Consider the following 12661-nt stretch of genomic DNA (forward strand, 5'->3'; position numbering starts at 1 on the left):
CTCAGGAGTTTTCATGGAATCCCAATTCGGCATTGCCCACGTCTGGGCGCAAGGCGACTTTGTCACGCGCGGCGTGGCCATCCTGCTGCTGATCATGTCTGTGGCGTCGTGGGTCGTCATCATCGTCAAGGCCCTGGGCCTGGTGAAGTACAAGAAGTACGCCAAGGAAGCCAAAGATTTCTGGCACAGCGAAGACTTTGGTGCTGGCTTGAACAAGCTGGACTCCGACCCCGCCAACCCTTTCCGCTACCTGGCTCTGGAAGGCCGCGAAGCCATCTCCCACCACCGCAAGACCAGCGCCCACCTGCACGACACCCTGGACGTGTCCGACTGGGTGACCCGCTGCCTGCGCAATGGCATTGATGAGTTCACCGCCCGCATGCAGTCCGGTCTGGCCATTCTGGCGTCCGTGGGCTCGACCGCACCTTTCGTGGGCCTGTTCGGTACCGTCTGGGGCATCTACCACGCACTGATCGTGATTGGCACCTCGGGCCAGGCCTCCATCGACAAGGTCGCTGGCCCCATCGGTGAAGCGCTGATCATGACCGCCTTCGGTCTGGCCGTGGCCATTCCTGCGGTGCTTGGCTACAACGCCATCGTGCGCGGCAACAAGGGTGTGCTGGGCGGCCTCAACAGCTTTGCCCACGACCTGCACGCCTTCTTCGTGACCGGCGCCCGACTGACCGTGGACACCAGCGCTACCCAAGACGGCAAAGTGCTGCCCATGAAGAAAGGCGCTTAAGCCATGTCTTTCGGCACCCAAGACGACAGCGATGACGTGATGAACGAAATCAACATGACGCCCTTGGTGGACGTCATGTTGGTGCTGCTCATCGTCTTCATCATCACCGTACCTGTCATGAAGCACGCGGTGAATGTGGACTTGCCCCGCGCCTCCAACGAGCCCGAGGTGGTCAAGCCCCAGAACATCAGCCTGAGCATTGACGCCCAGGGCCAGTACCACTGGAACAAGGACGCCATCACCGACGAACAGCTGGTGGAGCGCCTGAAGGTGGAGGCCGCCAAAGACCCCCAGCCTGATCTGCACATCCACGGCGACAAGGAAGTGCGCTATGAGCGCATTGCCAAGGCCATGGCGGCCGCACAAAGCACCGGCATTCGCAAGATCGGCTTTGTGACCGAGCCTGAGCAGCCCTGAGCCTGCGCAGCCTGGCTGCCCCACACCCGCCCTGCACGCGAGAGCCTGCAGGGCTTTTTTGTGCCTGCCCCAAGGACAAGCGTTGGGTGCATTCATTAAAAAAGGAGCAGCTTGCGCAGGCTATGCCATGGATTTCAACCAAAACCATGCTGAAACGCTTATCAAACGAGCGCTAGACGCTATGGTTTTAGCGATTCCTTCCCTGCACCAACAATTTGTTGCATGGTGGCATGCACAAATCGCTTGCGCATTGAATAAGAATAGTTATCATTACAACAACTTCAACGCCACACCCACTGCACCATGCAAGCCACTCTCTCCCTTCCCACAGCGCGCCGTGTTCCTGCAGGACAGCCCGTCATGGCAGACAGTGCCGCGACATCGCCTGCACTGAGCCTGGACAGCGAAATGCTGCTGCGCGGTCAAAAGACCGTCGCCATCGTGCACAACGGCGCCACTTACCGCTTGCAAGCCACCAAGCTGGGCAAGCTCATCTTGACCAAGTAAACCCAACACACCAGTTTCATCGTGGGGCGATACGGGTGAAGACCCGTCATCGTTTAGGCCAGCCAACAAGGCATTTCATCGGGCATTGCGTAGCCAGTCCTTTTTTTCCACGAACTGCAGCCACAAAAAAGCGACCTTGATGGTCGCTTTTTTTCATAGCAGCTTGCGCTGACTCCATCTGGCTTACAGGCCCAAAGCCGCAATACCTGCTGCGGCCACTTGCGCATCTTCCGAAGCCTTCACGCCTGACACACCCACGGCGCCCAGGCACTGGCCGTTCTTCATGATGGCCACGCCACCTTCCAGCAAACCGTCAACAAACGGCGCGCTCAGGAACGCAGTACGGCCATTGTTGATCATGTCCTCAAAAGCCTTGGTGTCTTTGCGGCCCACAGCTGCCGTGCGTGCCTTGGCAGGCGCGACGTGCGAGGACATGGGCGCTGCACCGTCCAGGCGCTGCAGCCACAGCAGGTGACCGCCATCGTCCACGATAGCGATCGTCACAGGCCAGTTGTTCTTCAGCGCTTCGGCTTCAGCAGCTGCGGCGATTGCCTTCACATCGGCCAGTTCCAGCTCAAACTTGTTCTTCATTGCAGGGCTCCCCACGCGGTTGGTAGACAAACTTTGAGCATACTGACTCCAGCGGCCACCGCCCCACACTTCAGCGCAAAACATTCCAACCTAAAAGCAGCGGGAAAACTGCTGCATCCACCAAGGGTTTGGGAACTTGTGGGGGCAACGATGTCTCATAGAATGCATCACCATAGCAATCCGCTATACCTCTACAGGAGAACACATTCCATGGACCACCTGAACACTTTGGACTCTGCAGGCTACGGCATCGCGCAGCAGCAGCGCCACAGAGTGCTGCGCAACACCTACTGGCTGCTGGCACTGAGCCTGCTGCCTACAGTGCTGGGCGCTTGGATTGGTGTGAGCACCGGCATCACCGCTGGTCTGACCGGCTTTACCGGCCTGATCGTTTTCATGGTCGGCGCGTTCGGTTTCATGTTCGCCATTGAAAAGACCAAGAATTCCGCCGCAGGCGTGCCTGTGCTGCTGGCATTCACGTTCTTCATGGGCTTGATGCTCTCGCGCCTGATCGCCAACATCCTGGGCTTTAGCAACGGCTCGCAGCTGATCATGACCGCCTTCGCCGGTACCGCTGGCGTGTTCTTCGTCATGGCCTCGCTGGCCACCGTCATCAAGCGCGACATCTCGGGCATGGGCAAGTGGCTCTTCGTCGGCGCGCTGGTGCTGATGGTGGGTGCCATCATCAACGTGTTTGTGGGCTCCACCGCAGGCATGATGGCAATCTCCATGCTGGCCATCGGCATCTTCTCGGCCTACATGCTGTATGACCTCAAGCAGATCATCGACGGCGGCGAGACCAACTACATCAGCGCCACCTTGTCGCTGTACCTGGACATCTTCAACGTGTTCCAGAGCCTGCTGGCGCTGCTGGGCATCATGGGCGGCGAGCGCGACTAAGTCGTTGCTGCCACACAGAAAAGGCTCCTTCGGGAGCCTTTTTTCATGCTTGCGCACAAGAAGTGCTTAAGATTGCCCCACCGCTGTCGATACTTCAGACACATGCCAAACATTCACCACTCCTTCCGTCCTGCCTTCTTGCTGCTACCACTGGGCGCGGCGTTGCTGGCAGGCTGTCTTGAACAAGTCCCCGGCCTGGGCCCGGACGCACGCGCCATCATTCGTGAAAACGAAGCCAAGGCCATCGGCAGCGCCTGCCGCCACGCCATGCGTGGTATCGAGGACTGCTACACCCTCAACCCCAAGGCCCCCAAAGCCATGGTGTTCGCTGGCTGGAAAGACATGGACGAGTACATGCGCGAGCACAAGCTCGAGGGCACACCCTCCGTCTTCACCCAAAAGCCCGAAGCCCCCAAGGCCCGTGCCGCAGACGACATCGAGACGGAATACAGCAGCCCACGCAGCTAAGCACTGCGCCTCTTGCATGAAAAAAGCCCGCCTGCGTTGGTACGCAGCGGGCTTTTTTCATGGGATCTAGCGCCTGGGCATGCCGTGCCGTGGAGCATGGATGAGGCAGGTGCCATTCAGCGCCCCCTGCAACCTTTGCAACCTTTGCTGCTTGCGGCAGCAATTGCAGCCACGGCACCGCGCTCGTTCAGTCGTCTGCGCGCTCGAACACGGCCATCGATTCCACGTGGGCGGTGTGCGGGAACATGTTCACCACACCGGCCAGCACGCAGCGGTAGCCCGCCTGGTGCACCAGCAAGCCCGCATCACGCGCCAAGGTGGCGGGGTTGCAGCTTACATACACGATGCGCTTGGGGAACTTCCAGCTGGCCTGGTCTTCGGGCAGCGGGGGCAGCAAGTCAGGCTGCTCTTCGGTGGCCACACCGGTCTGCTTGGCCCCAATGCGAATCTGGTGGATGTCCGCCAGCGCCTTGGACAGCGCAAACGCACCTTCGCGTGGGGGGTCTACCAGCCACTTGTCAGCGTTACCGTCCGCCATCAGCAGCGCAGGCGTCATATTGAACAGATTGCGGGCCACAAACGTGGTGGGGGCCAGCTTGTCGGCATCGGCACGCTGGGCATTGTTGGCGGCGTAGTTCTCGTGCGAGCGCTGCACCAACGCGTCCGAGCCTTCAATGCCCAACACTTCGCGGGCCATGGTGGCAATAGGCAGCGTAAAGTTGCCCAGGCCACAGAACCAGTCAATCACGCGCTCTTCTTTTTTCGCATCCAGCAGGCGCAGCGAACGGGTCACCAGCACACGGTTGATGTGCGGGTTGACCTGCGTGAAGTCGGTGGGCTTGAACGGCATGGTGATGCCAAAGTCCGGCAGCGCATAAGACAGCTGGGCGCCGCCCTGCTCCATCAGGTGCACGGTGTCCGGGCCCTTGGGCTGCAGCCACCATTGCACGTTTTGCTCGGCCGCAAAGTCGCGCAGGCGCTGCTTGTCGGCATCGCTCAAGGGCTCCAGATGGCGCAGCACCAGTGCGGTGACATGGTCGCCGCAGGCCACTTCGATCTGCGGGCAGGTCTCGCGCGCATCCATGCTGGCAATCAGTGCGCGCATGGGCATCAGCATGGCGTCCACGTGCGGTGGCAGCACCTTGCAGGTTTCCATGTCGGCGATGTAGCGGCTCTTGCGCTCGTGGAAGCCCACCAGCACCTTGCCTTTTTTGATCACATAGCGCACGGACAGGCGCGAACGATAGCGGTAACCCCAGGTGGGGCCTTCGATGGGGCGCAGCATGGTCTCGGGCTTGACCTTGCCCAAGTGCCACAGATTGTCTTCCAGCACGCGCTGCTTGACCGCCACTTGCGCGTTCACGTGCATGTGCTGCATCTTGCAACCGCCGCACGCGCCTTCGTGCAGGCCTGCGTTGGGGCAACCGGGCGTGACACGCTGGGACGACTCGCGGTGCAGATGCATCAGCGTGCCGGCCTCCCAGTTGTTCTTTTTGCGGTGCACATTGGCCGTGACCAGCTCGGTGGGCAAGGCACCGTCGATGAACACCACTTTGCCATCGGGCTTGCGGGCAATACCCTTGGCTTCAATGTCCATGGAAACCACTTCCAGCCAACCCTCGGGCAGGTCGGGGTTGCCGGTGGGCATGTCTTCGTAGGGGGAATCGGGGGAAATCTTGTCGTTCTGATCACTCATGATGGGCGACATTGTCTCAGGCTCGCAAGGCTGGCGGAAACTGGCGTGGCGGAAAACCTCGATATCAGCGCACAGCGGCAGGGTACATGTTCCGCTTTATGGATACAAAAACACACTCCAAGCCATTCACAGCAATGGCTTACAGCTCATCTTTTTAAACAGCTTGTGTGGACAGACAGGCCTGTCGCGCTAGGGCATCGGCCTCGGTGTTGTGGTGGCGCGGAATCCAGTGCCACTGCACCTGTGCAAAGTCCTGCAGCGCGGCGCGCACCTGGGTCAGCCACGGTGCCAGGCGCAGCGTGGGCCGCACGGGTGCGGGCTGCTCGGCGGCGGGCGCCAGCTGCTCCACCAGCCAATGGCTGTCGGTGTAGATGCGCACACTGGCCGCGCCCTGTGCGTGTGCCAGCGCCAGGCCGGCTTGCAGGGCGCGCAGCTCCGCCTCGTTGTTGCAGCCGGTACCGGGCAAGGGCTGGCTCAGCTGCAGCCGCTGGCCCAGCGGGCCCGTCAGCACAGCACCGATGGCCATGTGCCCGGGGTTGGGCATGGCTGAGCCATCGATGTGCAAAATCCAGAAAGGGGGGTGGGGGTCAGCACAAAACACGTGATCCACTCTACACCCGCAGCGGACCTGACCGCCCCGCGCAGGCTGGCAACCCTGCGGGCGACCCGTGCAAACGCCCCCAGCCCACCACAGCCGCCCTCTTCAGCCGGCCAGCGCTTGCTGCACCGCAGCACGGGTGAGCGTGGGCACAAAGCGCTCAATGAAGTCGTAGGCATAGCCGCGCAGCCAGGCGCCACGGCGCAGCCCCAGCCGCGTGACGTTGACCGCAAACAGATGCCCTGCATCCAGCATGCACAGCGGCTGGTCGCGCTGCGCATCCAGCGCGATGGAGGCCACAATGCCCACGCCCATGCCCAGCGCCACATAGGTTTTGATCACATCGGCATCCATGGCGGTGAGCACCACATCCGGGCTCAGTCCGGCGCGCGCAAAGGCCGCATCAATGTGTGCGCGGCCGGTATAGCCCTGCTCGTAGGTGATGATGGGGTAGCCCGCCAGCTCCGCCAGCGCAATTGGCTGCGGGCGCTGCAGCAAGGCATGGCCCGGCGGCAACACGATGCTGTGCGTCCAGCAGTAGCACGGCAGCGTCACCAGCCCCTCGTAGCTGGCCAGCGCCTCCGTCGCGACGCCCAGATCGGCTTCCCCATTGAGCAGCATCTGCGCCACCTGCCGGGGCGTGCCTTGGTGCAGGTGTAAGCGCACCTGCGGATAGTGCTGGCGAAACGCATGCACCACCTGCGGCAAGGCATAGCGCGCCTGGCTGTGCGTGGCCGCCACCGAGAGCGTGCCCTGCGCGCTGGCATGAAAGTCCGCCCCCACGCTGCGCAGATTGTCAGCATCCTGCAGCAGGCGCTCGACAATCGGCAGCAGCTGCTCTCCCGGGGATGTCAGCCCCGTCAGGCGTTTGCCCGCCCGCAAGAAGATGTCCACGCCCAGCTCGTCCTCCAGCTCCCGAATCTGGCGGCTGACACCGGGCTGCGAGGTGTGCAGCGCCTGCGCCACCTCGGTCAGGTTAAAGCCGCAGCGCACGGTTTCACGCACCGAGCGCAATTGCTGAAAGTTCATGCCAGGCCCATCAGAAACATCAAAAACAAGAGCTGGTAGCGCTGATGCAGCAAGCGTTACAAGGCTTTTTCATGCTGAATGTACGCCATCTGTGGCTGCAAGCCAGGCGCCACGCAGGTGCCCTCTCACACCATCACCGCCCAGGCGGCCAGCACGCTGGCGCAGGGCGAGACCGCTGCCGCACCCGGCGTGCGTGGCACGGCCTGGCTCGCTCGCCGCTGTGGCGGCTGCATGCGCATGCCCCATTGCTGGGCCGTGGTGCGCAGCACCTGGGCAGCTTGGGCGCACAAGGCATCACGCGGCGTGCGGGCGTGGTCTGCGATGGGGGCAATGCGGGTAGACATGGTGGGGACTCCTTGCGATGCCGGGTAGCAAGCAGCGCCACCCGGGGTTGCCGCTGCTGCGGCGTGCTGGCTTACTTTTTGGTGTAGATCTGGTCAAAGCTGCTGCCATCGGCAAAGTGCGCCTTGTCCGCCTTGGCCCAGCCGCCAAATGCTTGATCGATGGTGAACAGCTCCAGCTTGGGGAACTGCTGGGCAAACGCGGCCTTGACCTTGTCGTTGGTGGGACGGTAGTAGTTGCGCGCAGCAATCTGCTGGCCCTCGTCGGAGTACAGGTACTCCAGGTAGGCCTGGGCCACCTTGCGCGTACCCTTTTTGTCGACGACCTTGTCCACCACCGCCACCGTGGGTTCGGCCAGGATGGAGATCGACGGCGCCACGATCTCAAACTTCTCGGGGCCAAACTCCTTGAGCGCCAGAAAAGCCTCGTTCTCCCAAGCCAGCAGCACATCACCCACACCGCGCTGCACAAAGGTGATGGTCGAGCCGCGCGCGCCCGTGTCCAGCACCGGCACGTTCTCGTAGAGCTTCTTCACAAAATCCTTGGCCTTGGCCTCATCGCCAGCGTTGTGGCGCTTGGCGTATTCCCAGGCCGCCAAGTAGTTCCAGCGTGCACCGCCACTGGTCTTGGGGTTGGGCGTAATCACCTGTACACCCGGTTTGATCAGGTCACCCCAGTCCTTGAGGCCCTTGGGGTTGCCCTTTTTCACCAGAAACACAATCGTCGAGGTGTAGGGCGCGCTGTTGTGCGGCAGCTTTTTCTGCCAGTCGGCCGCCAGGTGGTTGCCGTTCTTGACCAGGGCGTCCACATCGCCCGCCAGCGCCAGCGTGGCCACATCGGCATCGATGCCGTCGATGATGGAGCGCGCCTGCTTGCCCGAGCCGCCGTGCGACTGCTTGATGCTCACATCCTGCCCGGTCTGCGCCTTCCAGTGCTTGGCAAATGCCTTGTTGAAGTCCACATACAGCTCACGGGTGGGGTCGTAGGACACGTTGAGCAGCGTCACCGGATCGGCCGCCGAAGCAGGCACGGCGGTCAAGGACAAGCCCGCCAAAAGGCTGAGGGCAAGTGGAATCTTGATAAAGTTGCGGCGATTGTTCATTTTTTGCTTTCGGAAATGTGCTGGGAAGAACGGTCCGTTTCACCGTTGCAATGCATTCTGGAAGCAAGACTTCAAAACCTAAACCAATAAGATTTCAGTTCGTTATTACCTAAACATCTGAAGTCAACTGAGGAACCCCCCATGGCACGTACCGTTCAATGCATCAAACTGGGTCAAGAAGCTGAAGGCTTGGACTTCCCTCCTTACCCCGGTGAATTGGGCAAGCGCATCTATGAAAGCGTGAGCAAGCAAGCCTGGGCCGACTGGCTCAAGCACCAGACCATGCTGGTGAACGAAAACCGCCTGAACCTGGCCGATGCCCGCGCTCGCCAGTACCTGGCCCGCCAGATGGAAAACCACTTCTTTGGCGGTGGTGCCGACGCAGCAGCTGGCTACGTTCCCCCATCGGCATAAGACCTGAAAGCTGCGCACGCCCCGAGGTCTCACCACCCACGGGCTGAGCAGCGCCCCCCACGCGGCAGCAGGCAAGGCCCTGCACAGTGCCGCATCTGCCGCCAGCCCACGGCTGACAGCCCCTGAAGCCCCGCCGCCTTGCACCGCTGGGCTTTTTGCTTTTCTATGCCCAGCTGTGGGTTTGGGTCTTGCAGACGCGCCATAATCGCAGTCTTTGTTTTCCGTGGGAGAGCGAGGCAGCCGCCACAGGCCAGCCTCCGCCGAAGGCGCAAACTCCCATAATCGCTCAGGCACCCAGCACCACGGAACACCATTGCCGACTGGAGAGCAGCCGGGATCGACCACGATCTGCCGGCTCACCGAAGGGGCAAGCCCGCACATGCCGAACATGTGCGGCGCTAAAACTCTCAGGTAAAAGGACAGCGGGAGAGGCTCACCCATGCCCAAGAAGCCTCTTGCACTGCTGCGGCTTCTTGGGCATGGGCTCACCTTTTGTTGCGCCGTGTCCTTTCTGTCCGACCTCATGCACCGCCTGTTCAGCTCGCAGCTGGACGTCATCCTCATCATCTATCTGATCGCCATCACGGCCGAAGCCATGTCCGGTGCACTGGCCGCTGGGCGACGCAATATGGATATTTTTGGCGTGGTAGTGATTGCCTTTGTGACCGCCCTGGGTGGCGGCACTATCCGCGACATGGTGCTGGGCAACTACCCCATTGGCTGGACCCAGCACCCCGCCTACGTCTATCTGGTGGTGTCTGCCGGGCTGTTGACCACCGTCATTGCGCGCTACATGCAACGCATGAAACATGTCTTCCTGCTACTGGATGCCATGGGGCTGATCGCGTTTTCGCTGATCGGCAGCAATGTGGCCATCAAGCTGGGCTATGACCCGCTGGTCGTGGTCATGGCCGGCATGATCACCGGCATCAGCGGCGGTATCCTGCGCGACGTGCTGTGCAACCAGGTGCCCGTGGTGTTCCGCCGTGAGCTGTATGCCAGCGTCTCCATGACCGTCTGTCTGCTCTATCTGGGGCTGCAGTGGCTGGAGGTGTCGATCGGCATCAGCACCGCCATTTGTTTTGCGGGCGGTCTGGCCCTGCGCCTGGCTGCCATTCGCTTTGGCTGGCGCTTGCCGGTGTTTTCCTACCAGCAGCGCTGGGAGTAAAGCGCCGCAGGCGCACCCGCCTGAATCCTTGACACCGAAACATGCATTCCACCTCCGCTTCGCCTCTCTCGCCCACTTCGCTTTGCGCCCTGCACGCCTGGCAAGGGCGCGCTGGCTGGCGCATGCTGGCCACAGACTTTGGGCAGGGCGAAGCGTTTTTGCACACCTGGGCCGCCTGGCAGGCCGACGCACAGCGCAGCGCCCAGCTGCACTTCACCGCCGTGCTGGCCGCGCCGCTGGCTGCCAGCAGCGTGCTGGCCCATGCCCCGGCAGCGCTGCAGCCCCAGGCACAAGCCCTGGCCGACGGCCTGTATGGCCTGCTGCCCGGTGTGCACCGCCTGAGCTTTGAGCAAGGGCGCGTGCTGCTGACGCTGTGGGTGGGCGATGTGCAGCCCCTGCTGCGCCAGCAAACCAGCAGCGCCGATGCCGTTCTGCTGCACACCCCCTTTGCCGACGATGCCCACAACGCCAAGGCCCTGGCGCGCCACTGCCAGCGCGGCACTGTGTTGCTGGCGCCAGCCATTCCCAACGCTTTACAGCTGGCGCTGGAAAGCGCAGGCTTTGTCTTCACCGCCCCCAGCGCACCCGACACGGCGACGGCGCACTACACGCCGCGCTGGGAGCCGCGCAAGCGCAGCACCGGCGTGGAGCCCGTGGCCCAAGCGGGCCATGCCCTCGTGATCGGCGCTGGGCTGGCTGGCGCTGCCACCGCACACAGCCTGGCGCTGCGCGGCTGGCAGGTGACGGTACTGGGCCAGGGGCCCCGCCCGGCCGATGGCGCATCGGGCCTGCCCGCCGGACTGTTTTGCCCCCATGTCTCACCCGACGACAGCGCGCTCTCGCGCCTGTCGCGCAACGGCGTGCGCCTGACGCTGCAGCGCCTGCGCGATGTCTGCCAGGAAGGCCAGGACTGGGGCCACAGCGGTGTGCTGGAGCACTGCACCGACGGCGGTACCGGCCTGCCCGCCCACTGGGCCAGCGGCCCTGGTGCAGACTGGAGCCACGCCACCACCACCGAGCAGCTGCACACCGCCGGTCTGCCTGCTGACACCACCGCCTGCTGGCATGCCCAGGCCGGCTGGGTACGCCCGGCCCAGCTGGTACAGGCCCAGCTGGCGCACCCGCGCATTCAATTCCAAGGGCTGGCCACCGTAGCCCAGCTGACCCGCTCCGCCGACGGCGCCTGGCAGGCACTGAACGCCCAAGGCCACGTGCTGGCCCAGGCCGATCTGGCCGTGCTGGCCTGCGGCCCAGGCACCGCCGCCCTGCTGCCCCCCGACGCACCTTGGCAGCTGCAGGCGCTGCGCGGCCAAATCACCTGGGGCTGGCACACGCCGGCCAATGCGGCAGCGCTGCCGCCGTTCCCGGTCAACGGCAATGGCAACCTTGTCACCCACGTCCCCCTCCAAGACGGGCAGATGTGGGTCATGGGCTCCACCTTTGAGCGCGATGTGGACACCATGCCCATCTCGCCCGAAGACCAAGTGGCCGCCCACGCGGTGAATTGGAACAAGCTGGCCACGCTGCTGCCAGCCAGTGCCGCGCCGCTGGCACCGTGGTTTACACCCGGTGATGAACGCTGCCAGCCCACCTGGGGCCGTGTGCGCGTGGCCAGCCACGACCGCCTGCCGATTGCCGGCCTGGTCAGCCCCAGCGCGCCGGGGCTGTGGGCCTGCACCGGCATGGGTGCCCGGGGTTTGACGCTGTCAGTGCTGTGTGGGGAATGGATTGCCGCGCAGCTGCACGGCGAGCCGCTACCGCTGGATGCCAAGCTGGCCCAGCACCTGGGCACCGAGCGCTTGCAACGCTATGTTTGAAGGATGCGCCGAATTGCAATTCAGAAAGTAAAATTTTCTGCAATACGAGATCGCTATTATGTGGAGCACTTGATCTCTGCGAAGGCTGGACGACAGCGAACGGGGACTGGTGCGCAAAAGGCGCTGGTTTCGTCTTTTGAGCTGCCAATGCGGCAGCGAACATCTGCATCGGCGTCGGAGGCCGTGGCCACAACTTCTGAGCTACCTATGCGGCAGCGAACAAGGGGTACGCCATGCAAACCAAAACGCAATTCTTCTGAGCTGCCTGTGCGGCAGCGAACAGCTTGCGCGTGCTGGGTTGCTGTAGCTCTGATTTCTGAGCTGCCTGTGCGGCAGCGAACGCCGTGACCTGGAGCACCACAGCGGGCACGCTTTTCTGAGCTGCCTGTGCGGCAGCGAACTGAAACCATGCAATGCGCTACTTCCGTATGACTTTCTGAGCTGCCTGAGCGGCAGCAAACACCTGGTGGTTGATCGCCGCGCTGCTGTCTTTTTTCTGAGCTGCCTGTGCGGCAGCGAACAACGCTTCACAGTGCAACCATCGGTCCAGGAATTTCTGAGCTGCCTGTGGGGCAGCGAACGGTTCCCCCGCGCTGCTGGGCTGCAGCTCTTTTTTCTGAGCTGCCTGTGCGGCAGCGAACCCACTCCCTCGGATCTCATCAAGTAATTGCTTTTTCTGAGCTGCCTGTGCGGCAGCGAACTCTGCGTTTTGCGGCTCGACCCTGGTGCGCAATTTCTGAGCTGCCTGTGCGGCAGCGAACCTATTGCGCTGGTTGCGCCCACGGGCGGTGCTTTTCTGAGCTGCCTGTGCGGCAGCGAACCGCCGGGGCCAGTGGCTGGTGAGCCGCCGCTTTTTCTGAGCTGCCTGTG

The 12661-nt window shown here is 62.7% G+C and carries 14 protein-coding genes, 1 CRISPR repeat array and 1 riboswitch; of the genes, 8 read left to right on the forward strand and 6 right to left on the reverse strand.

What is annotated here, in order from left to right; genetic code table 11:
* The first annotated feature begins 13 nt into the window (after nucleotides 1–13).
* The 3 genes from AC27VO_RS14560 to hemP all read left to right on the forward strand — a co-directional run bounded on the left by AC27VO_RS14560 (nucleotide 14) and on the right by hemP (nucleotide 1666).
* Nucleotides 14–742, forward strand: coding sequence for a MotA/TolQ/ExbB proton channel family protein (locus tag AC27VO_RS14560; RefSeq protein WP_488667436.1), 729 nt, complete (start codon nucleotides 14–16; stop codon nucleotides 740–742).
* A gap of 3 nt (nucleotides 743–745) precedes the next feature.
* A complete protein-coding gene (locus AC27VO_RS14565; protein WP_488667437.1) occupies nucleotides 746–1159 on the forward strand; it encodes an ExbD/TolR family protein in 414 nt (137 codons plus the stop codon).
* Nucleotides 1160–1462: 303 nt separating this feature from the next.
* Nucleotides 1463–1666 (forward strand): hemin uptake protein HemP, encoded by a 204-nt coding sequence (gene hemP, locus AC27VO_RS14570; protein ID WP_488667438.1) that lies wholly within the window; start codon nucleotides 1463–1465, stop codon nucleotides 1664–1666.
* Nucleotides 1667–1849: 183 nt separating this feature from the next.
* Here the strand turns inward: hemP and AC27VO_RS14575 are convergent, their stop codons facing one another.
* Nucleotides 1850–2257, reverse strand: coding sequence for a GlcG/HbpS family heme-binding protein (locus AC27VO_RS14575; RefSeq protein ID WP_488667439.1), 408 nt, complete (start codon nucleotides 2255–2257; stop codon nucleotides 1850–1852).
* Between the two features lie 210 nt (nucleotides 2258–2467).
* On the opposite strand from AC27VO_RS14575, the gene AC27VO_RS14580 reads away from it, so the two are divergent.
* Nucleotides 2468–3157, forward strand: coding sequence for a Bax inhibitor-1/YccA family protein (locus tag AC27VO_RS14580; protein ID WP_488667440.1), 690 nt, complete (start codon nucleotides 2468–2470; stop codon nucleotides 3155–3157).
* 102 nt (nucleotides 3158–3259) lie between these two features.
* Nucleotides 3260–3625 (forward strand): hypothetical protein, encoded by a 366-nt coding sequence (locus AC27VO_RS14585; protein WP_488667441.1) that lies wholly within the window; start codon nucleotides 3260–3262, stop codon nucleotides 3623–3625.
* 187 nt (nucleotides 3626–3812) lie between these two features.
* Here AC27VO_RS14585 and rlmD read toward each other — a convergent pair whose 3' ends face one another.
* From rlmD to AC27VO_RS14610, 5 genes are all read right to left on the reverse strand, one after another.
* On the reverse strand, nucleotides 3813–5321 hold the full coding sequence (gene rlmD / locus AC27VO_RS14590; RefSeq protein ID WP_488667442.1) for a 23S rRNA (uracil(1939)-C(5))-methyltransferase RlmD: 1509 nt from the start codon (nucleotides 5319–5321) through the stop codon (nucleotides 3813–3815).
* A gap of 154 nt (nucleotides 5322–5475) precedes the next feature.
* Complete coding sequence (locus AC27VO_RS14595) at nucleotides 5476–5931, reverse strand: ribonuclease HI family protein (RefSeq protein WP_488667443.1); 456 nt, start codon at nucleotides 5929–5931, stop codon at nucleotides 5476–5478.
* A gap of 93 nt (nucleotides 5932–6024) precedes the next feature.
* Complete coding sequence (locus AC27VO_RS14600) at nucleotides 6025–6948, reverse strand: CysB family HTH-type transcriptional regulator (protein WP_488667444.1); 924 nt, start codon at nucleotides 6946–6948, stop codon at nucleotides 6025–6027.
* 125 nt (nucleotides 6949–7073) lie between these two features.
* Entirely contained in the window at nucleotides 7074–7292 is a 219-nt protein-coding gene (locus AC27VO_RS14605) for a hypothetical protein (protein ID WP_488667445.1), read from the reverse strand.
* 71 nt (nucleotides 7293–7363) lie between these two features.
* Nucleotides 7364–8392, reverse strand: a complete 1029-nt coding sequence (locus AC27VO_RS14610; protein ID WP_488667446.1) for a sulfate ABC transporter substrate-binding protein — start codon at nucleotides 8390–8392, stop codon at nucleotides 7364–7366.
* Nucleotides 8393–8533: 141 nt separating this feature from the next.
* On the opposite strand from AC27VO_RS14610, the gene AC27VO_RS14615 reads away from it, so the two are divergent.
* The 3 genes from AC27VO_RS14615 (at nucleotide 8534) to mnmC1 (ending at nucleotide 11791) form a co-directional block, all read left to right on the forward strand.
* Nucleotides 8534–8806 (forward strand): oxidative damage protection protein, encoded by a 273-nt coding sequence (locus AC27VO_RS14615; RefSeq protein WP_219164497.1) that lies wholly within the window; start codon nucleotides 8534–8536, stop codon nucleotides 8804–8806.
* A gap of 214 nt (nucleotides 8807–9020) precedes the next feature.
* A riboswitch (glycine riboswitch) is annotated at nucleotides 9021–9119 on the forward strand.
* A 210-nt stretch (nucleotides 9120–9329) separates the two neighbouring features.
* Complete coding sequence (locus AC27VO_RS14620) at nucleotides 9330–9974, forward strand: trimeric intracellular cation channel family protein (protein WP_488667450.1); 645 nt, start codon at nucleotides 9330–9332, stop codon at nucleotides 9972–9974.
* Between the two features lie 41 nt (nucleotides 9975–10015).
* Nucleotides 10016–11791 carry an FAD-dependent 5-carboxymethylaminomethyl-2-thiouridine(34) oxidoreductase MnmC1 gene (mnmC1, locus tag AC27VO_RS14625; RefSeq protein ID WP_488667447.1) on the forward strand — a complete coding sequence of 592 codons (1776 nt, stop codon included), beginning with the start codon at nucleotides 10016–10018 and terminating at the stop codon, nucleotides 11789–11791.
* A 133-nt stretch (nucleotides 11792–11924) separates the two neighbouring features.
* A CRISPR array of direct repeats spans nucleotides 11925–12612; the repeat unit is 28 nt; unit sequence TTTCTGAGCTGCCTGTGCGGCAGCGAAC.
* Nucleotides 12613–12661 lie beyond the last annotated feature (49 nt).

It is taken from the genome of Comamonas sp. 14P8.1.4, from assembly GCF_057799285.1.